The sequence below is a fragment of the Desulfobacter curvatus DSM 3379 genome, from assembly GCF_000373985.1.
In the GTDB taxonomy this organism is placed as follows: domain Bacteria; phylum Desulfobacterota; class Desulfobacteria; order Desulfobacterales; family Desulfobacteraceae; genus Desulfobacter; species Desulfobacter curvatus.
In genome coordinates, this window is the sequence record NZ_KB892946.1 from 55,393 (window position 1) to 74,857 (window position 19,465).

Genomic DNA, 19,465 nt, shown 5'->3' on the forward strand with positions numbered 1-19,465 from the left:
GTGAAAGGAAGGATATGATGATTCGAAAATTAACTGTTTTTATCAGCATAGTGATGCTGACAGCTCTTTTCACGTCAGGTGTCAGAAGTGCCGACCCGGTTGCCGGGTCATACCGGGAGATAACGGATATGGCCGGCCGGAAGGTCAACATACCGGCAAACATAACCAAAGTGCTGACCACATCTCCGCCGCCGGCAACATTTGTCTATATGATTGCACCTGAAAAGCTGGGCGGATGGTTTTTCTCCCCTGCCGGGCAGGCCCAAAAGTATATCCCGGAAAAATACCGGCATATCCCGGTGCTGAGCTGGGGGCGGCAGGTAACCAACTATGAAGCGTATATTGCCCAGCATCCGGACCTGGTGTTCGAGCTGCACGAGACCGGCTTTGATCCGTCACGGGTGGATTTGGTCCAGGAAAAATTCGGTACCATCCCCGTGGTCTGCGTGGACAATGCCAGAAACGCGGTGGGATATGCAGGGACCCTGCGGTTCATGGGGGAGGTGCTTGGTGTACCTGAGCGGGGCCGGGCCTTGGCGGACTTTTACGAGGATCTCCTGCAAGAGGTGCAGCAAAAGGTTTCAGGGATTGCCGACGGAAAACGGGCGCGGGTCTATTATGCTGAAAAGGAAAACGGGTTGGCCACCGATCCAGCCGGTTCCTGTCATTCCCAGCTGATTGAGGTGTGCGGCGGCATCAACGTTGCCCAATGTAAAATCGCATCCGGCCGCGGCATGACCCAGGTGACCATGGAATCGGTATTGATGTGGCATCCTGGAATCATCATCACCACAAGCCCGGAATTTGTCCGGCATGCCTATGAAGACGGGACATGGAAAAAGGTGCCCGCAGTCCAAAATCACCAAATTCATTGCGCCCCCCGGATGCCGTTTAACTGGTTTGACCGTCCGCCCGGGGTCAACCGCATCGTGGGCATCCCTTGGACAGCCCATGTTCTTTATCCGGAAATTTTTCCGGAAAAGTGGGCCAAAACAAGGGTGAAGACCTTTTTCTCCCTGTTTTACCACTATGACCTAACTGAAGCTGAACTACTCTCGCTGATAAGGAGCTGACCAGGCAACACCGTTGCCAAAAGAAAATGAAGAAAGGGAGATGAGAAGATCGATGTGCTATAGCGAAATGACACTAAAAAAAATTATTTTTCTTGTGGGATGTCTGATGATGGCCCTGATTTTAAACACATCCCATGCAATGGGTGCTGAAACCAGTGATGAAAATAAGGAGACGGAAACAGAGGTCCAGGAACTGGCACCCCTCACCGTGACAGGATCAAAACGGTCAACCCGTCATGATCTTCAACCCGACAGTTTGACCAATCCCTACCGGACCGAAGCCAGTACCGAGTTTGCCACGGAGGTATTCACCCAGGAGGACATTAAAAATTTTAAGCCAAAGGACCTGAACGATCTGATTGACAAAGCTGCAGGGATCGATATCACATACCAGGGCCGGAAGAGCCCATATTTTATCCGCCAGCGAGGCGGCGGAAGTTTTACCTACATCATCGACGGTGCGGTGCTGCCGCCGTCGGTCAACCGGATTCTTTACAAGTTTCCGGTGGCGTCCATTGAAGAGCTGAAGGTTGTCAGGGGGGCCACCTCCCTCACCCTGGGGCCTACCATCCCCATTGGCGCATCCAGCTCGGGATCAGGTATCAACACCGGTTTTATCATTATCCGGACCCGGCAGCCGGAAAAAACCGAAGGTACCTTGCGCGCATCCATTGAAAAGGCCATTGGCGGCCATCCGGCCGGCTATTCTGCAGATCTGTATGTAGGTACCCGCATGAAGAACGAAGCCGGCACCGAGGCATATGTCGGCGTTCTGGGTTCTAAAATGGACCGGTCAAGCCAGGACACCTGGTTTGACGGACAGGAGTCCTATGGGGGGATGGCCAATGCCGGATTCACCACAGGGAAATTCAGCCTCAACATGATGGTGTACCAGGACACCGGACGGTTCGAGATGCAGCGTGGTGTCCTGGAGGACGGAAGCCTGGACGATGCCAAATGGTACTATGATCCCCTGAAAGTCAGGGTATTGTCAACGGACGGGAGCCTTCAATGGACCCCAAATCAAGTAACGCTTTTTAACGTGTTCAAAACCGACTATGAGCAGCATGAGTATAACGGATACTTTGATTCTTCAACTGTTACGGAAAAAGAAGAGTACACCGAGGAGACATCCGGATTCGGTCTGCGGCACAATGCCCGGTTCGGCGGCACCCTGATTCAGGCCGGGATTCAGATGTCCAACAGCACGGGATACGGACCCAATCTCAGCAAAGGCTACAACAGGTATGATACAACTGTCACAGGTTTTTCGGCCTCGGTGGAGCAGTCTCTTTTCAAAAACAAGTTGATCCTGGATCTTGGCGGCCGCTGGGATGAAAAACATATCGACAATTCCAGTGCGGCCAGGAGCGAAAGCCTGGCCAGCGATGATGCCAACAATGATGTGGATATGGCCCCGGCAAAGGTGCTTGCTTTGGGTGCCCATTGGAAGGTGACGGACCGGGTGACCCTGGACGGCCGGTATTTTTACGGGGATCAGGGAACCTCTGGGGATTTTGACATGCGGCTGGAAGACGATGCAACGCCCCAGGCAGAAAAGCAGGAACGCATTGAAATCGGCTTAGGCGTAAAGATCGCTTCATTTTTCAACCCGACCCTGACCTGGTTTCACGTTGATACGGAAAATGAAAAAAGCGCCACCTCCGCCACCTATGAAACGGATACCGGCACCTATTACTATTACACCGAGTCCGACACATTACGGCAGGGGATAGAGTTGGCTGTTCAGGGATGTATCTTACAAAACACTTTTTACAAGGCCAGCTGGACCTATATGCTCAAAAACGAGAGCACCAGCGACGGCGTGACAACCGATGAGATCGGTCTCTATTCACCTGAGAATATTTTCGGATTGACCCTGACACACCACTGGAATGCCTACCGGTTCAACCTGTCCGTTAAGCAGGTGGATGAATGGACCAGTACCCGCAGTGCCAGGAGCGACGTAACAACCGGTGGGTTGGGTGGATATACCCGGGTGGATGCCAACATTTCCCGGGATTTTATCCTGGGCAATATGCTCATGAACGTGGCCATTTTCGGCCGGAACCTGGGAGACGAAAATTATTCCACACGATACGTGACCGGATACTACCCGGACCGCGGACGGACCCTTGGCATGGAAGTCTCTTTTTCATTTTAAAATACAGCTATGATGATCCAACGCCGGTTGGTTCGGCCATATTTAGCGGTATACCGGGACGACCGCATTTGTATGGACCCGGCGTTGGAATCGTCATATCAAAGAATAAGGACAAAACATCGTGGCAAATTTGAATTGTCATATCTGTGAACAGGGCTGCATTCTGGCAGAAGGGAAAACCGGCGTGTGCGGCATGTATGAGCAAAAACACGGACACATTGAAGAACGGTTCGCCGACCAATACCTGGTTGCCTGCCCCATCTCCATTGAAACCATGCCCATTTTGCACTATTTTCCCGGGGGAAAGTTCCTCCAGATCAGTACCACCGGCTGCAATTTCAATTGCCCGGGCTGTATTTCCACCGTCATTGTCCGGGAGATGCCCCGGGACAGCCGGGTGTTTCAAACCCTGACGCCGGGACAGATCGTTGAAAAAGCGATACAGGAAGAGTGCATGGGGATCGCGTTTTTAATGAACGACCCTTTGGCTTCTTTTCCGACATTTCTGAGTGTGGCAAAACTTGCACGTTCCAAAGGACTCCGGGTGGGCTGTTCGTCAAATACCTATTTTACTGAAAAAACCCTGGATCAGATCACACCTTATTTGAATTTCATCAACATCGGCATGAAAGGTTTTTTTGACAACGCCTATTATAGATGTGGGGCCTCATCCGGGATCGCGCCGGTCCTGCGGAACATCCGGTCTCTGGTCTCTTCAGGGGTCCATGTTGAAATCTCGGCCATCCTGATGAAAGACAATGCCGAAGAACTGACAGACCTGGCCATGTTTATTTCACAGATATCCCCGTCCATCCCGTTGCAGGTGATGCGGTTTATCCCCTTTGAAAACGCAGATATCTCACAGGAACCAACGGTACGTGAGGCCGAAGAGTTCTGCACAGCGCTTCGCAAAATACTTTCCTTTGTCTACCTGTTTAATACCCCCGGTACCGAACTGCTTCATACCGCCTGCCCCCGATGCAATCTTACGGTCTACAAACGCAATTTTTACGGCCCCATGGGCGCGAAACCCTATGAGGTGCCCCCGGCATCCGAGAACGATGGCCAGTGCCCCCAATGCCGGTATGATCTGAACATGATTGGTACAGCGTCGGAATTGGCCTTTCAGGAAGGTGACTTTGAAGGCGGATATCCGTTTACCCGTGCCTTGGAAATTGTGGAAGCCATGTTGATCGCCATGGGCGTGCATGAAAAAAGAAAATTGGCAAAAGCGTGGGAATCGCTTCTTGAAAAGGGGGGCTTAAAACAATTGCATCATGGTATTCAGACCCCCCTGACCTATATTGAAACGGTCCGCCGTTTCGGCAAAATTGCCGAAGCATCCGAGGCCGCAGAAGAACTGGCCGCCTACCTTGAAGAGAAACTGACATATATCAATGCCGGCGTTGCATCGGTCACCCATTTTCCGCGGGTCTACTACACCATGGCAAAGCCGCTTTTTTATATAAATCACGGAAGATTGGAAAACCGGCTGGTGGAAACAGCCGGAGGGATCAGTGTGAACAAATCCATGGACTCCGTCGGGCGGCCCGGCAGAAATCTTACCAAGGAAAAATTGATCGCGCTTAATCCCGATGTCATTTTTATTTCAGCGTTTATTTCCAACTCAGTGACGGATTTTTACCAGGAGTGCCTGGAATCGGACATTCAGGTCAATGCAGTGAAAAATCAGCAGATTTATACGCCCCCCTCCCCGGGATGGGATTTCGGCAGTCCCCGTTGGATTCTCGGATTGATGTACATGGCCAATGTGCTGCACCCGCAAATATTTGATTTTGATGTCATGGAAGAGGCAAAACGCTTTTACCGCAGATTTTATCAGATGGAATTTTCATTGCCCCATGTGAACCGGTCGTTCAGCAAGCCGGACAAGGAATGGCGTTGGGAATAAATATGATGGAGAAAAAGATGGATGTTTCAAAATATGACCACTCAGCCAGGGGTAAAAACGCCCCTTTGTATGAATACTACGCAAAAAAAATAAAAGATGAAACCGGTGTGATGTCCGGCCGCTGCCTTGATGCCGGATGCGGCGGCGGATATCTTGGCCTGGCCCTTGCCTGCATCACTGATCTTGAATTTACCTTTCTGGATACCTCGGCTGAAATGCTTGAAAAGGCAGACGCCCATATCGTTGAAGACGGCCTTGAAAACAGGGCCAAAACCCTGCACGCCGATGTCCACGAGATCCCTTTGCCGGACGGATGCATGGATCTTGTGATCAGCCGCGGGTCCATTCCGTTCTGGAAAGATCCGGGCAAAGCATTGTCGGAAATTTACCGGTTGCTGGCACCCAATGGAAAAGCATTTGTGGGCGGCGGCAGGGGAACCCCTGAGATGCGTAAGGCGTTTGAAAGGAATATGAAAAAGGACGGGTTTTGCGGACCGGATGGTAAAAGACGGCGGCCCGGTGGTCCGGACGATCCCTGGAATATAATGAAGCGCCGTGATTTTGATCAAATTTTAAAGGATGTGGGAATCCCCCGGTTTTCGGCGCCCATAGAAGCGGATGGCCGATGGATACGGTTATGGAAATAAAATATTGCCCTCCGGGTGGGCTGTTCAGCGTTAGGAAATGGAGAATAATGGGAAGTGAAAAGAATCAGGTTTCCCAGGATCATGGCGGAACCTGGGTGAAGTGTGCAGTCATGGTCTGTCTGCTCATATTTTTTTCGGCATGGATTGGATCTGCAACCCATGCCCAGGTGTCTGTGTCAAAGGATATTGAAGCCCCGGTTGACAAGGCAGTGGATACCCGCCAGGCCACCCAGGCGGCCCGGGAAAAATGGGACGCCCAACGCCAGAAACTTGCAGAGGAATATGACCGCCTTAAAGCGGAAAATGAACAGCTTGCCTTTGCCAACAAGAATTTGACCCAAAGGGCCGGTGATCTGGAAAAATCAAATCAGGACCTTAACCGGGAAAAAGAGGAGTGCCGGCGGATCAGAACGGAACTTGCGCCGTTTTTAGGGGACACTCTTGGACGCCTGAAGTCCCTTGTGGCAGCCGATGCCCCGTTTTTATCCCAGGAACGTAAGGACCGGTTGGCCCGGTTGGCCGTGATCCTGGATGATCCGGAAATCACCATTGCTGAAAAATACAGAAAAATGATGGAAGCCCTGTTTGTGGAAGCCGAGTACGGCAACACGGTTGAGGTGTACCGGGAAAAAATTGTTGTGGACGGCACACAAGTGCTTGCAGACATTTTCCGCATGGGCAGGGTGGCATTATTTTTTCTGGCCCTGGACAGGGAAAGCGCAGGAATTTTTGACGTGGCAAAAAATCAATGGCACACCCTGGATAAAACCCGTGTGTCGGCCATTGAGGCGGTGGTGGAAATGGCGGCCAAACACCGGCCCATGGAGGTGGTGACCCTGCCTTTAGGGGCTATTTCCCCGGAAAGGGGGGATCAGAAATGATACCAATGAAATACTTGTCCATCCCTTTGTTGAGCTGCCTGATTTTGTCCATAGCTATTGTCTGCCTCGTTCCTGCACCGGAAGTCCTGGCCGCGGATATTCGCAAATCCTATGAGATTCTTGAACAAAAACGCCGGGACATGGCTGCTGAAGCGGCAAAAGAACTTGCGGCAGCCAAGGCCGAGGCCCGGGAAAATGCCTTAACCATAAAAAAGGACAAAAATGCCCTGATTTCGGCCATTGCAACATTGAAAGCCAAAAACAGAAGCATTCAAACCGCCAATGAGGGGCTCAAGAAAAGAATTCAGGTCCTGGCCGACGAACAGGCAAAATTGCAGAGCAGTCTTGAAGAATCCAGAATGGTGAACAAGGAGCTGGCAGGCTTTGTCAGAACCGCTGCCAAAGATCTAAACAGCCTTTTGGTTCAAAGCCCCCAAAGCGCCTTTGACAAAGACCGGAACAGTTTTCTTAACCCCCTGGTCAATCAGGAGCGGTTCTGGTCCATGGATGATATCCGCCGGATGTCCGATATCCTGTTTGACGAAATCCTGGCTTCGGGTGAGGTGTCCCTGCGCCAGGGCATGGTGGTGGACCGCCAGGGAAAGGACAGAACCGCCCGGATTTTGAGTATCGGCAATTTTACTTCCTTTTATGTGCTCAATGATGACGCAGGAAAGGAATCCGAAACCGGTTTCCTGCTCTATTCGGATCAAAGCAGCCGGTTTTTTGCCCTGTCCAAGCTGCCCTCAAAAAAAATTGCGGACCAGATCGATACCTATCTTGCCGGCCAAAGCGAATGTGTGCCCGTGGATATCTCCAAAGGCGGTGCCCTTCGGCGGTTTACCCATGAGTTGAACCTGATGGATCAGATACCCAAGGGCGGTCCCCTTGTCTGGCCCATCCTGGCCCTGCTGGGACTTGCCGTTCTCATCCTGGTGGAGCGTGCGGTTTTCTTTTGGCGGCATCAAATCAGCATCGCGCCGTTTATGGCGAAACTTTCCTCTTTGCTTGAATCCGAAAACTGGCAGGCATGCCGGGATTTGATGCAGGCTAACAGCCGGGGATTTATTCCCCAGGTTCTGCTCAAGGCGCTACCTGTGCGACAGCAGAGCCGAACGGATATGGAAAACGTGCTCCAGGAAGCGATTCTGGCGCAGATCCCATCCATTGAGCGGTTTTTATCCACCCTGGGCATGCTGGCCGCCATTGCTCCGCTCATGGGGCTTTTGGGAACAGTGACCGGCATGATTAATACCTTTCATGTGATCACCTATCACGGGACCGGGGACCCCAGAATGATGTCCGGCGGCATTTCCGAGGCCCTGGTCACCACCATGCTCGGATTGACCGTGGCCATTCCCATTATGCTGTTCCACACGCTTTTATCCCGGCGCGTGGAAACCCAGATCAGCACCATGGAGGAAAAGTCTGTGGCCTTTGTCAACATGGTGTTCAAGGCAAGGAACGAATGCCGGCCCGCCGCGATTGCCGGCACAACCGCCAGAGGGCAAAACTAAGGAACAATCCGGATGGACGAGTTTTTTTACCAGATGACCGCTTATATCCATTCCGGCGGGGTGGTGATGGTGCCCATTTTGTGCGTTTCCCTTGTGATGTGGATACTGATATTCAACCGCCTGTTTTTTTTGCATTGCCTGTATGTAAAAAACATGCCCAGGGCCATGGCCGGGGAGCTGGTCAGGGACAACCAGTGGCCCGAGGAGAGGTATAAGGGTGCCAACGCCTATCTGGTCAAGGAATTTTTATCCCGGCGCAGCCCGGTGCCGGACCCGGATTTGGACGAACATATTCTTGATGAAACGGTTATGGCGCTAACCGCCTCTTTGGACCAGTATCTGGCCTTGATCGGTGTGCTGTCTGCCGTGGCACCGCTCATGGGGCTATTGGGCACAGTGGTGGGGATGATGGAGACCTTTGATGTAATCACCGTATTCGGCACGGGCAATGTCCGGGCCATGGCCTCGGGGATCTCCGTGGCCCTGGTGACCACCCAGACCGGTCTTATGATCTCCATACCCGGACTTTATATGAGCGGCTGGCTCAACCGGCGCGCTTCAAACCTCAAGCACCGCATCGCCTCCACGGCCATGTATCTTAAACCCGTTATTCACAACAGGAGTGTTTCATGCTGAATATATCCGCATCCAGGCGGGCGGCAAAAAAGAGCCTTGAACTGAATATTGCGCCCCTGATCGATATGGTGTTCATCCTTTTGATTTTTTTCCTGGTCACCACCTCCTTTGTCAAGGAGACCGGGGTGGACATCTCTCGGCCCACGGCCAGTACGGCTGTGGCAAAAAATAAATCCACCATTCTCATCGGCATTACCCGGGACAATACCATTCACCTGGACCGCAGGGAAATTGATGTCCGGGCCGTACGCTCGGGGGTTGAACGGGCCATGGCTGAAAATCCCGAATCCGGCGTGGTGATTGTGGCGGACAGGGACAGCAGAACCGGTCTTGTGATCTCGGTTATGGATGCTTGTAAACTGGCCGGGGCTGAAAATGTGGCCCTTGCCGCAAGTTTGCCCGAAGGTGGATAAATGGCTGGTACTGCTCAGATTGCATACCGGGAAAAGTCCAGCAGATTTTGTTTGGGTGCGGTTCTGATTTGGATAGCGGCCATTGTTCTGGCCCTGGGGCTTAATCTCTTTATCTTCGGGATTTTGCCGACCTTTATCCAAAGCGTGCCTGATGCACCGGATGACGCGGAACTCATCCAGGCCATCCAGGTTGTCCGGATCAAGCGCCCGGAAACACCGCCGCGCAAAAAGGAGCGTCCTGAACCACCGGAACCGCCCAAGACGATGGTGTCAGCCACAAAAATTGTACAGGAACAAATTCAAAGACCCACCATTGTCAGGCCGAATCTGTCTGTGGAATTAAACCCTAACCTGCCCAATCTGCCCAACAGCATTGCCCTGGGCCCGTTATCAAATTTTTCCATGACAGCAGAAATGCCTTCGGGTCTGTTTTCTACGTCAGAGCTGGATTACCCCCTGCAGACACTGGTCCGGTTGCCGGCGTCCTATCCCATGCGGGCCCGCAGGCTTGGCATTGAAGGCTGGGTCAAAGTGGAATTTATTGTCACCCGCGAGGGCCGGGTACGCGATATTAAGGTGGTGGCGGCTGAGCCCAAGGGGGTGTTTGAATCCAGTGTAACCCGGTCCGTATCCCAGTACCGGTTCAAGCCGGGAACCGTGGACGGCAGCGCCGTGGAGGTGCGTGTTATGACTACCATCCGGTTTAAAATGGAGGAGTGATGGCCAGATTATTGTGGGCTAGCCTTGTTTCTGTTTTCATGGTTCTTTCTCCCTGTGCATTGTTGGCGGCCGGCCAGGAAGGCGATCCCCTTCCTGTCGCCGCAGGCATGTGTGCAAACAAGGCTGCAGGGCTTATGGAAAAAAAAAGCTATACCAAAGCGGTCCAAGAGATTGAGTCCTTCCAGGCCAAAGCAAAAACCGTTGATCCTGATACGGCATGCAAAAAGGGGTATTCCCATTATTACCTTGATTTTCTTCTGGGCAACTGCTGCATGATGATGGAAAAACAAGGTGCAGGCTATGTGAAGAAAGCCGCATCTGCCTATGAGCGGGCTGTTAAAAAATATGACGGATTTTACCAGGGATGGCTGAACCTGGGCCAGAGCCGGTACACCCTTAAACAGATGGACAAGGCAGCCCAAGCCTTTATCCGGGGGTATGATACTGCCCCGGAAAAAAAAGGGGCGTATCTTTATCAGGCCGCAGTATGTTATTATTTTAACGCTGATTATCAAAATGCCCTGAATGCCTTTAACAGGCTGATGAAAAATCATCCTTCCGAAGTGACCCTCGACCGAAAAGAGGTCCTGGTCAATATTCTTTTTTCCCTTAAAAAAAATCGCCGGGCCCTGCCATATCTTAAAGAACTGGCTGCGAAATCCAAGGCAGATAAAAAGCGGACCTGGCAGGAGGTGTTGCTGTACCAGTACATGGAGCTTGGCATGGATAAACAGGCCGTAGCCTATGCCTGCACTCTGACCCGGCAGGAACCTGAAGAGCCGAAGTGGTGGCGGACCCTGGCCAACATCCATTTAAATAAGAACCGCCTTGAAAAAGGGCTTGAAGCATTTATGATATACAGTTTCACGACACCGTTGACCACATCTGAAACAAAATTGCTGGCAGATCTCTATGCCGGGTGCAACATCCCATTGGAAGCGGCCAGGGTTTATGAAGATTGGCTGGAAAGAATTCAAAAAAGCCCGGGCGGCTTTTCCGGTATGGGAAGAAAAAAGATGACGGACCGTATCCTTGCCATTGCCAGGGCCTACCAGCAGGGCAGGGATTACCAGGCCGCAATCAAATGGGCGGATAGAGGCCTTGCCCGGGGTTGCGGTGCACGGCTTCTGGCCTTTAAGGCGGACCTGCTGTTCAGGGAAAAACAATACAACGCCGCATATATCGCCTATAAGGAACTGGCCGATCGCGGACGCTCCCCGGGGCGGTCCTGGCTCATGGCAGGCTACGCCGCCCTGAGCAGCGACAACCCCCAAAAAGCAAAACAAGCCTTTTCCCTTGCCTGCAAATGTCCTAAGGTAAAATTGGCGGCATTAGCTGCTCTGGAACAGATTCGGGCAATGCAGGCCGCAGAAGAAATTTGATGGTTTTTTGGATATGCCGGTCATGGAGGTGACACAAGCTTCTCTCTCCGGTGTCAGGAACAAAAGTCATCTCCTTTGCCTGGAACAGCCACTGCCGGTTGAATTCTTTGGTTGCATATTTTGCTTTCCTTTCCATGGCATCAAACATAAACACGCCATTATATCCGTCTTCAATGAATTTCGTATGCAGTTTTTTCACCTGCTCCACCTGCGTCTGAATATCCGGGATGATTAATTCCTGACATACCGACATAATTGACAAGTATAACGGGTGCCATTATAATATAATCCATGATACGGTCTTTTAAGAATAAAAGTACGGAGGATATTTTTGACGGAATTAGTTCTAAAGCTGCAAGAAAAATCTGTCCGCAATCCATTTGGCCGGTTGCAGTTCGAAAGTTGGACCAAATAAATCGAGTACAAGATGTAACCGAACTTCAAGTTCCGCCAGGAAACCATCTCGAACAATTAAAAGGCGATCGTGAAAATCAATTTAGCATCCGAATAAACCAACAATACCGTGTTTGTTTTATTTGGGAGGAAGGGCATGCATATGAAGTCGAAATTACAGACTACCACTAATAAAACATCAAGGAGACTTCCAACAAATCGTCCTCCAACACATCCCGGAGAAATGCTTTTGGAAGAATTTGTTAAACCCCTCAATCTTACCCAGACCGAACTCGCACAAAAACTTGGGGTTTCCTATCCTCGTTTGAACGAAATTATTAAGCGGCGTAGGTCAGTGACTCCTGATACAGCACTTAGGTTGGCTCGTGTATTAGGGATGCCGGCGGACTTCTGGCTTGGACTACAGCAAGACTGGGATCTATGGCATGCGATGAATAGTCCCAAAGCTATTGAAATTCAAAGACTCCAACCCCTTTCAAGACAAGGTGCTTAATTACCGACTTTATTAATCCGGTCTGCAAGTTCGGAAATGATACCGAGAAATTGCGCCAGTGTGTCCGGCAGACTGGTCATATCGAACTCCCGGGTAAGTGTCTGCAACTGTTGGGCCCACAGTGTTAGTGGATCATACTGGTATTGGGAGCCCAGATCGGCCGCATCCCTGGAAAACCCTTCAACTCTGCTGATTACCAGGCCGTTGCGAAGTTCTTTCCATCTGGGCGTCAACTCATTTTTCAGGTGGGCCAGCAAATCGGGCAGGGCTGCAAGGATTTCCGGGGAAAGATCCGGTTCCGGCCGGGCAGCCTCCGGTTCCCGTTCAGTCGCTTTCTTGGCTAAGTCAGGTGTGCGGCGTTTGGGCACATCAAGGATGTTTACATTGGGAATGGATATTATAAACTTGCTGCCCAGGCCGGGGGTGCTTTCCAGGGTAATGACGCCCCCCATGGCCGAAACCAGTTTTTTGGATATGGACAGTCCGATACCGGTACCCCCGTAGGTGTTGAAATCCTGCCCTTTTTGCTGGCTGAAGGGTTCGAAAATCAACCCCTCCTGGTCCGGGTCAATACCGATGCCTGTATCCTCCACATAGAATAATAATTTAGAAAACAAATGTCCCCGGTCATATTGATGAAAATCCGCACGGAGTTTCACATCCCCTTCATTGGTAAATTTAACTGCATTGCCCACGATGTTCATAAGGATCTGGCGCAGCCGTGTCTTGTCCAGAATGATGGTGGCCGGCAGGGTGCCGCTTTTTTCAAGATGAAATGCCACGCCCTTGTTCTCGGCGGTAATGGAGAAAATCTGCCCGATCTCGTCAAGCAGGCTGTCAAGATTGAAGGGGGCATACGCCACGGTGAACTTGCCTGATTCCGCCTTGGACAGATCCAGAATATCGTTGAGCAGGGTCAAAAGGGTGGCGCCTGCAGAGCGGATGGTGGAAATATCCCCAATTATCGCATCGTCCCTGCACTGCTTTTCAATCATTTCCGCGTACCCGAGGATCAGGTTCAACGGGGTCCTGATTTCATGGCTCATATTGGCTAAAAATTCGCTTTTTGCGCGGCTTGCAGCTTCTGCTTTTTCTTTTTCGGACTCCAGTTCTGCCGTGCGTTCCCTGACCATATTTTCAAGTTTTACCTTGTTGTTTCTCAGCCTGTTTTCAACAAGCGCTTTTTTTTCAAGCAGATCGGAGTTTATCTTGTCGATGGCTTTGAGCTGGTCATTAATCTTTTTCTCTTTTCTCAGTTCCGCTTCTTTGGCTGCCAGCCTTTTTTTTATACTTTTGGCTGTCAGATTTCGTCCCCACAAGCAGAGTGCCAAAACCAGGGCGCCGTAAAGGCCGTATGCCAGTGGGGTTTTCCAGGGAGGGCGCTGTACATGGACTTCAATCCGGGTCTGATTTTTGTTCCAGACCCCGTCATTATTCGATCCGGCCAACCTTAAGGTATAGCTGCCACAAGGCAGATTGGTGTAACTGCCGTAGCGCCGGGTACCGCTTTGGTTCCATTCGCTGTCAAATCCCTCCAGGATATAGGCATACTTATTTTTCAAAGGTTGGGTATAATTCAGGGCAGCGAACTCGAATTCAAAGGAATTGTTTCTCCAGTCCAGGTGGACCTGTTCGATGGTTTCCGGACAGGCCCGGATAGAGAGGCTTTTGCCGGATACATCAAAGGCCGTCAGGACAACAGGGGGGATATAGGGGTTGTTTTTTATCTGATCGGGAAAAAAGCTGATCACGCCTTCAAGGCTTGCAAACCAGAGTTTTCCATCCCGGGTTTTGGTGGCACTGGTAGCGAACAGGCTGAAATTGTTTCCCAGGAGACCGTCCTGGTCTGTAAACCTGCCGGTCACCTGTTCTGATGTGAGGCTGAAGCGAAGCAGCCCTGAATCAGTGCTCAGCCAAAGATTTTCAGAATTATCTTCCAAAATGGCCCGGATGGTTTGGGTTTCAAATCCTTGACTTGCTCCATAATGGGTGAACCTGCCGGACGTGGGATCAAGGCGGTTTAATCCGCCATCGCCCGTGGCGACCCAGAGCCGGCCTTGGCTGTCCCGGTGGCAGTCCGTCACCATGTCGCCACTGATGGACCAGGGATTTTTTTCGTCCTTGCGATGGTGGACAAAAATTCCAGTGCCGGGAACAAACCGGTCCAGGCCGCCGCCCAGGGTTGCCACCCACAAGATGCCGTCCGCCTCCTGGAACAACCGCGGCACCATATTGTTGGCCAGGCTGTTTTCGTTTCCGGGATCATGGGTAAACCGGGTGAATTTGCCGCTGTGTTTGTTCAGCCTGAACATCCCGTCTCCTTCGGTACCGAACCAGAGGATGTCCGGGCTGTGCCGGTCCTGGATCATCCCCCTGGCCACTCCGTTGGTATAGGGGTTGATAAACTGCTTTTCAAGCCTGGCGGAATCGGGGTTAAATAATCCGATCACTCCATTGTTCATTGAGATCCACAGATTGTTGTCCTGATCCTCAAGTACAGAGAAAACATAATCGTGGCTAATACCAAAAGGCTTTTGCCTGTTTTTGCGGTAGACCCTGAACCGTCCTGTTTTTCTGTCAAGCCGGTTCAAGCCCCCAAGCTGGGTTCCCATCCAAAGGCTGCCGTCATGTGATTCTGCAATGGTGGTGATGACGTTTGAACTTGGGCCGGTATTGTCGCCTTCTCTGTGGCAGTACTGCTCAAACGGCTTCCAGTGGGGGTCCCATTTGTCTATGCCGCCGGTGTTTTCAATGATCCACATGATGCCTGACCGGTCCTGGTAACATCCCATGATGATATCACCGAAGATGCTTTGGGCATCGTCTTCAACGTGCTTGTGCACTGTAAATTTTAAAGTTTTCGGGTCAAAGCGCTCAAGGCCTGCGGCCACGTCATAGGGCCGTCCGAGCCAGAGCAGGCCACTGCGGTCTTTGGTGATGGTTAAAATTGCGTTGTGGCTCAGGCTGCCGGCGCTACCTGGACTGTGTTCAAATCGCAGAAACCGGCCGGTCTCCCGGTTCAGGCGGTTCAGTCCCCCAAGGCTTGTGCCCACCCAGACAAAGGGCCATTCATCTTCCAGCACCGCATATATCCGGCCACGGCCTATGCTTGAGGGGCAATCCGGATCATGGGTAAACCGGGTCACCTGTTTGGTTTCAGGAGAAAAAGCGTCCAGCCCGGACTCGGTGCCGATCCAGATCACGCCGTCTTTACCTGCAACCACGGTCCAGACGGAATCGTGGCTCAGGCTGTCGGCATCTCCCGGGACGTGGCGAAACCGGGTGAAACGCCCGGTTGCTTTATCCAGGCGGTTGACCCCGGCCTGGGTGCCGAACCACATGCCCCCGTCCCTGTCCTGGGCAATGGTCCTGGGCGCCCAGTTGAACTGGCCGCTGCTGATACTGTAAGGATCGGCAGGATCATTTTTATAAACAGTAAAGGTGTTGGTTTTTTTATCGAACCGGTTCAATCCTGCCGATGTGGCAATCCACAAAAGTCCCTGGTCATCTTCAAATATGCAGGATGCAATGGCCGAGGAAAGCAGGCCTTCTCCGGATTTAATGAATTTTATGTCGTAACCGTCATATCGGACAATACCATTGGAACAGCTCACCCAGATAAGCCCGTCCCTGTCCTGGATAAGGCAGCTGTTATAAGCACCGGTATTGAAGGTGTGCTGAACGCTAAATTCGGCCGATGCAAGCGCCCTTGCCGTCAACATAAGACAGATACACACAAACAGCCCCTGGCAGATATTTATACAACGCATTTTTCCCGGTATTGTCCAAGTCAAAGCCGGTTATTCTTTAGGAAGCGCGATAGATGCCGTTGTTCCCGGCAGCCCGTTGCTGTGGAAGGGTTTGGCCTTTAAAATCCGTCCACCAAGGTCCTCCATGGGAAGAGGGCGCTCATACACCGGCGAATTTTCATCCGGCTCTCTGCCGTCTGCGGTATAGCGGATGACGGCTTCCGGGTGCGGCCCTGACAGGGTCAGGCAAGATGATTTGTCTCTTGTGCTGCCGGTTGTTTTGGGGATGTCAATCGCAATGCGTCCCTGCTGCAACTGTTCTATGGGAATATAGGTGCCCTGGTAAGTCTTTCCAAAAGCCCCCATTGTTGCGGTTATTTCGCGTTTGAAGGCGGCGATCACATCGGGTCTGCGCAGGGTGGGCTCGGGGATCCCCAAAAATTCAATTTCATTGGTTCTGAAAAAATCAGGATCTCCGTAATCTTGTGTAAATGCCTCGTTGGTGAATGAATACCCCTGGCCGTACCTGGCGGATGTGAGCAGGTAGCAGATGGCGTCCGGCCCGATGGCCATGGGGGCTATTTCAATGGGTGTGGGCACGGTTTGGACCAGAACCCAAAGGGTATAGTAAGCAATCATGTTTTCGTTGGAATAGTAAACCCTTGCCCCCATATTGCTTAAAGGATCGGAGGAGATAAAATCAGCCACGCCGTAATCCTGATTTTCGGCAATCTGCTTTGCATTGACCAGATATCCCTTGAACATCCGGTAAGGTGTATATCTGCTGCCAAGCCACTCTTTTACAATGGAGAAGATCCGGGATTCGAAATCGGCTTCTTTCATACAAGCACCGATCCGCCTTGCATAGTCAAAGGTATCCGGCAGAAGAAGACTTTGGCTGTAATATCCTTTTAAATCCTTGCCCGTCATGGGATAGGTGGCAAAACCACCCACCCCTTTGAGTTCCGGATGGGCGTCCATGGCAGCGGCCACGTCCTTTTCCACCACCATGGCATCCATGTCACCGGCAGGATAGCTTTTTTGGCATATGACATTCCCGTCGTCATCCAGCATGTTCAGATAGGAATAGGGCACCATATTCTGAAACAGTCCCATATCCATTTGCGAGATAGACCGGTCGGTCTGGGTGTCCGCAATGAGGTACGAACCTGTCAGGCCGGCAATGATCGCCGGCACAATACCGTTGATAGCTCCGACTTCAGCCGGCAGCACGCCTGCGAGCTGTCCCGGCATCCTGGAAACAAGATCTTCATAGGATTTCAGGGCAGCTGTATAGTCTTTTTTAGTTTCAATGGCAGAAGGGGCGAAAATTTCTGCGGTATAGGCGATGGACATTTCATCAGGGACATTCAGGCAGGATAAGGTATTTACCGATGCCACTTTGCTGTTTTTAAGAAAATCCCGGGCCACGTCCTTTGGACCGCCGCCACCCGTAGCAAGTAAGGTAGCACCCTCTATAAAATCATACAGGTCGTTTTGGGAATAGGTGGCAATTTCGGATTCAGACATGATTTTTCCTCCTGTAGGCAAAGATAAATATACTGTGAACTCAAAATAATTCTAAAAAGATGTAAATTGCTAATTTCCTGCAAGAGCCAGGGTGCTTAACTACCCAAAACCACATACGCCCTATAGCCATATGCGATAGAGTAATAAATCTGTATTGCCTTAACTGGGATGAATAACTATGGCACAAGAGGCGCGGCCATTCAAGTCCGAAGTTATAACCAGGCCCAACTTTTGTACGTAAAAAAGTTTATTCTTGCATTTCCGGACCATGAATGATTATCTCCAATGATATTGGATTTCAGCTTCATCAGTCTCATTAAAAGAAGGAATGGACAAAGTCTGCCAATATCACTATATTGGCCGCTTTTTTTTAAATAGGATCTCCGATCCGTTTTCCACCGGTAACCACACCGTGGCAACGGCAGGCCGTGACCACAGCGTTAAGTCCTTGGCAACCCATAATCCTGTCCAGAAGATCAAAAAGGGTCTTGGGTCGATATCCGCCAACCCCCGGTCCCAGTTGTAGACTCTGGATTACAAAAAAAGGCATATCTTTCTGTCCCATTTGAGCAAGAAGTCGAAACATATCCTTTTTTCTTGGTTCCCCGGTTCTGGTGCAGAACTGATCCGGCTCGCTGCAATTGGGAGGACAGATAAAATCCGCATGGCTGACATAGATATCTCCTGAATCACCGGTAATAGGGTTGGGAAGAGAAGAAACCAAGATTTCCGGCAAAGGAGAGCGTACCAGACGGTTTTGTCCCAACTCCAATAAAACCCACTCCCAGGCCAAGTGGACCGGCAGGGCCGGGACTATCCAGTCCGGTCTCTCACTCTCTGAAAGATTTTTGTGTAAAAAGGCCACCCCCTCTTCGCAAACTTTATTGATCCCTATAGCTGTTGCCTGATCCAATGCCTGGGAGCTGGGGTCCACTAGGGTGATGCTGCCGGCACCATGGATGCCGCTTAAGTATCTAACCGCTCTAACACCAAAAGTGCCGCTACCCAGAACCCAGATCTTTTCTGCCATGGACACTCCTTTTCTTCTAATATCATGAATATGATGTATATCGATAAATATAGGCGTGTTGTAAAAGAAAATATGTTGAAGATCAAGCACTACGAAAAGTACCTAAATAAACAGCCCGCGGATATCGACGGCAAGGTCAATCATGGTGTCAGAGCCCTATGAAAATTATCAGTCTGGTATTTGGCAGCGTCGGTATGAAAAGGACGACCAACCCTACTTCTGTTATTGAACGCTTTTCTCTGGGAGACTTTTATGAAAAATCATGATTGCTCGGTCTCGTTTTTCTCAATGGTTCAAGCTTTCGATTTACATTCGGTCGCTTGGTTGCTATTGAAAAATGGTCCTGTTTTCTTTTTTATTTAACGGGAAAACATTACAAACTCATGCTTTAACAGAAAAAACGACAGAATCATTTGGTATATGCTAAAAGGACGAGAATTATGAAAATTTCAAGAATCACAATTTTGACGCTTGGTGTAGCCGATTTAGGTAACGCTACAGAATTTTATAAAGCCGTACTTGGTACACCTCCAAATATATCGGATGGTATTACTTTCATTGAACTGCCTGGAACTTGGCTTGCTCTCTATCCTTTTGAGAAACTCGCAGAAGACATTTCTCCCGATGTCCCTATAACACGCAGCGGATTTAATGGAGTTACAATTGCTCATAATGCTCGTAGTAAAAACGAAGTTGTCGAGATTTTACAACATGCGGAATCTGCGGGTGGCAGGATTATAAAAGAACCGCAAGATACTTTTTGGGGAGGTTTTAGCGGATATTTCTCTGATCTCGATGGTTATTACTGGGAGGTGGCTTGGGGACCAATGTTTGAGTTTGCAGAGAATGGTGAAATGAAATTAAAGGGTGGCGTATAACAGAATGACACATCATAATGTGGTAT

Annotated in this window: 17 protein-coding genes; 13 read left to right on the forward strand and 4 right to left on the reverse strand. The window is 50.7% G+C overall.

Going from position 1 to position 19,465, the window contains the following annotated elements; genetic code table 11:
• The first annotated feature begins 14 nt into the window (after nt 1-14).
• From B147_RS0105230 to B147_RS0105275, 10 genes are all read left to right on the forward strand, one after another.
• The gene (locus tag B147_RS0105230; protein WP_026259523.1) at nt 15-1,073 is read left to right on the forward strand and encodes an ABC transporter substrate-binding protein; all 1,059 of its coding nucleotides are present in this window, start codon (nt 15-17) and stop codon (nt 1,071-1,073) included.
• Between the two features lie 52 nt (nt 1,074-1,125).
• Nucleotides 1,126-3,237, forward strand: a complete 2,112-nt coding sequence (locus B147_RS0105235) for a TonB-dependent receptor plug domain-containing protein (RefSeq protein WP_211216913.1) — start codon at nt 1,126-1,128, stop codon at nt 3,235-3,237.
• 121 nt (nt 3,238-3,358) lie between these two features.
• The gene (locus B147_RS0105240; protein WP_020586190.1) at nt 3,359-5,149 is read left to right on the forward strand and encodes a radical SAM protein; all 1,791 of its coding nucleotides are present in this window, start codon (nt 3,359-3,361) and stop codon (nt 5,147-5,149) included.
• Nucleotides 5,150-5,166: 17 nt separating this feature from the next.
• A complete protein-coding gene (locus B147_RS0105245; RefSeq protein WP_033396936.1) occupies nt 5,167-5,796 on the forward strand; it encodes a class I SAM-dependent methyltransferase in 630 nt (209 codons plus the stop codon).
• Between the two features lie 47 nt (nt 5,797-5,843).
• Nucleotides 5,844-6,677, forward strand: coding sequence for a DUF3450 domain-containing protein (locus tag B147_RS0105250; RefSeq protein ID WP_020586192.1), 834 nt, complete (start codon nt 5,844-5,846; stop codon nt 6,675-6,677).
• Nucleotides 6,674-8,194 (forward strand): MotA/TolQ/ExbB proton channel family protein, encoded by a 1,521-nt coding sequence (locus B147_RS0105255; protein ID WP_020586193.1) that lies wholly within the window; start codon nt 6,674-6,676, stop codon nt 8,192-8,194. Before B147_RS0105250 ends, B147_RS0105255 begins: the two co-directional genes overlap by 4 nt.
• A gap of 12 nt (nt 8,195-8,206) precedes the next feature.
• On the forward strand, nt 8,207-8,830 hold the full coding sequence (locus B147_RS0105260; protein ID WP_020586194.1) for a MotA/TolQ/ExbB proton channel family protein: 624 nt from the start codon (nt 8,207-8,209) through the stop codon (nt 8,828-8,830).
• Complete coding sequence (locus tag B147_RS0105265) at nt 8,824-9,243, forward strand: ExbD/TolR family protein (protein WP_020586195.1); 420 nt, start codon at nt 8,824-8,826, stop codon at nt 9,241-9,243. The genes B147_RS0105260 and B147_RS0105265 overlap by 7 nt, the downstream gene beginning before the upstream one ends.
• Nucleotides 9,244-9,963 (forward strand): energy transducer TonB, encoded by a 720-nt coding sequence (locus tag B147_RS0105270; protein ID WP_020586196.1) that lies wholly within the window; start codon nt 9,244-9,246, stop codon nt 9,961-9,963.
• On the forward strand, nt 9,963-11,345 hold the full coding sequence (locus tag B147_RS0105275) for a tetratricopeptide repeat protein (protein ID WP_020586197.1): 1,383 nt from the start codon (nt 9,963-9,965) through the stop codon (nt 11,343-11,345). The genes B147_RS0105270 and B147_RS0105275 overlap by 1 nt, the downstream gene beginning before the upstream one ends.
• Here B147_RS0105275 and B147_RS31650 read toward each other — a convergent pair.
• On the reverse strand, nt 11,275-11,544 hold the full coding sequence (locus tag B147_RS31650) for a hypothetical protein (protein ID WP_157237786.1): 270 nt from the start codon (nt 11,542-11,544) through the stop codon (nt 11,275-11,277). The genes B147_RS0105275 and B147_RS31650 overlap by 71 nt on opposite strands.
• 92 nt (nt 11,545-11,636) lie before the next feature.
• Here B147_RS31650 and B147_RS27480 point away from each other — a divergent pair, with 92 nt between their 5' ends.
• Complete coding sequence (locus B147_RS27480; RefSeq protein ID WP_020586199.1) at nt 11,637-11,930, forward strand: type II toxin-antitoxin system RelE/ParE family toxin; 294 nt, start codon at nt 11,637-11,639, stop codon at nt 11,928-11,930.
• The gene (locus B147_RS0105285; protein ID WP_281167871.1) at nt 11,902-12,252 is read left to right on the forward strand and encodes a HigA family addiction module antitoxin; all 351 of its coding nucleotides are present in this window, start codon (nt 11,902-11,904) and stop codon (nt 12,250-12,252) included. Before B147_RS27480 ends, B147_RS0105285 begins: the two co-directional genes overlap by 29 nt.
• Here the strand turns inward: B147_RS0105285 and B147_RS27485 are convergent.
• The 3 genes from B147_RS27485 to B147_RS0105300 form a co-directional block, all read right to left on the reverse strand.
• Nucleotides 12,249-16,022, reverse strand: coding sequence for a two-component regulator propeller domain-containing protein (locus tag B147_RS27485; protein ID WP_083927814.1), 3,774 nt, complete (start codon nt 16,020-16,022; stop codon nt 12,249-12,251). The genes B147_RS0105285 and B147_RS27485 overlap by 4 nt on opposite strands.
• 30 nt (nt 16,023-16,052) lie before the next feature.
• Nucleotides 16,053-17,531, reverse strand: coding sequence for an S-methyl thiohydantoin desulfurase domain-containing protein (locus B147_RS0105295; protein WP_020586202.1), 1,479 nt, complete (start codon nt 17,529-17,531; stop codon nt 16,053-16,055).
• Between the two features lie 370 nt (nt 17,532-17,901).
• Nucleotides 17,902-18,561: a hypothetical protein gene (locus tag B147_RS0105300; protein WP_020586203.1), complete on the reverse strand. Its 660-nt coding sequence runs from the start codon at nt 18,559-18,561 to the stop codon at nt 17,902-17,904.
• 440 nt (nt 18,562-19,001) lie between these two features.
• Here B147_RS0105300 and B147_RS0105315 point away from each other — a divergent pair, with 440 nt between their 5' ends.
• The gene (locus B147_RS0105315; RefSeq protein WP_020586206.1) at nt 19,002-19,439 is read left to right on the forward strand and encodes a VOC family protein; all 438 of its coding nucleotides are present in this window, start codon (nt 19,002-19,004) and stop codon (nt 19,437-19,439) included.
• The last annotated feature ends 26 nt before the right edge of the window (nt 19,440-19,465 follow it).

What these genes read in the sequence shown, in the direction of transcription:
- B147_RS0105230 (WP_026259523.1), top strand. Translation starts at nt 15, where the DNA reads ATGATGATTCGAAAATTAACTGTTTTTATCAGCATAGTGATGCTGACA.
- B147_RS0105235 (WP_211216913.1), top strand. Translation starts at nt 1,126, where the DNA reads ATGTGCTATAGCGAAATGACACTAAAAAAAATTATTTTTCTTGTGGGA.
- B147_RS0105245 (WP_033396936.1), top strand. Translation starts at nt 5,167, where the DNA reads ATGGATGTTTCAAAATATGACCACTCAGCCAGGGGTAAAAACGCCCCT.
- B147_RS0105250 (WP_020586192.1), top strand. Translation starts at nt 5,844, where the DNA reads ATGGGAAGTGAAAAGAATCAGGTTTCCCAGGATCATGGCGGAACCTGG.
- B147_RS0105255 (WP_020586193.1), top strand. Translation starts at nt 6,674, where the DNA reads ATGATACCAATGAAATACTTGTCCATCCCTTTGTTGAGCTGCCTGATT.
- B147_RS0105260 (WP_020586194.1), top strand. Translation starts at nt 8,207, where the DNA reads ATGGACGAGTTTTTTTACCAGATGACCGCTTATATCCATTCCGGCGGG.
- B147_RS0105265 (WP_020586195.1), top strand. Translation starts at nt 8,824, where the DNA reads ATGCTGAATATATCCGCATCCAGGCGGGCGGCAAAAAAGAGCCTTGAA.
- B147_RS0105270 (WP_020586196.1), top strand. Translation starts at nt 9,244, where the DNA reads ATGGCTGGTACTGCTCAGATTGCATACCGGGAAAAGTCCAGCAGATTT.
- B147_RS0105275 (WP_020586197.1), top strand. Translation starts at nt 9,963, where the DNA reads ATGGCCAGATTATTGTGGGCTAGCCTTGTTTCTGTTTTCATGGTTCTT.
- B147_RS27480 (WP_020586199.1), top strand. Translation starts at nt 11,637, where the DNA reads ATGATACGGTCTTTTAAGAATAAAAGTACGGAGGATATTTTTGACGGA.
- B147_RS0105285 (WP_281167871.1), top strand. Translation starts at nt 11,902, where the DNA reads ATGAAGTCGAAATTACAGACTACCACTAATAAAACATCAAGGAGACTT.
- B147_RS27485 (WP_083927814.1), bottom strand. Translation starts at nt 16,022, where the DNA reads ATGCGTTGTATAAATATCTGCCAGGGGCTGTTTGTGTGTATCTGTCTT.
- B147_RS0105295 (WP_020586202.1), bottom strand. Translation starts at nt 17,531, where the DNA reads ATGTCTGAATCCGAAATTGCCACCTATTCCCAAAACGACCTGTATGAT.
- B147_RS0105300 (WP_020586203.1), bottom strand. Translation starts at nt 18,561, where the DNA reads ATGGCAGAAAAGATCTGGGTTCTGGGTAGCGGCACTTTTGGTGTTAGA.
- B147_RS0105315 (WP_020586206.1), top strand. Translation starts at nt 19,002, where the DNA reads ATGAAAATTTCAAGAATCACAATTTTGACGCTTGGTGTAGCCGATTTA.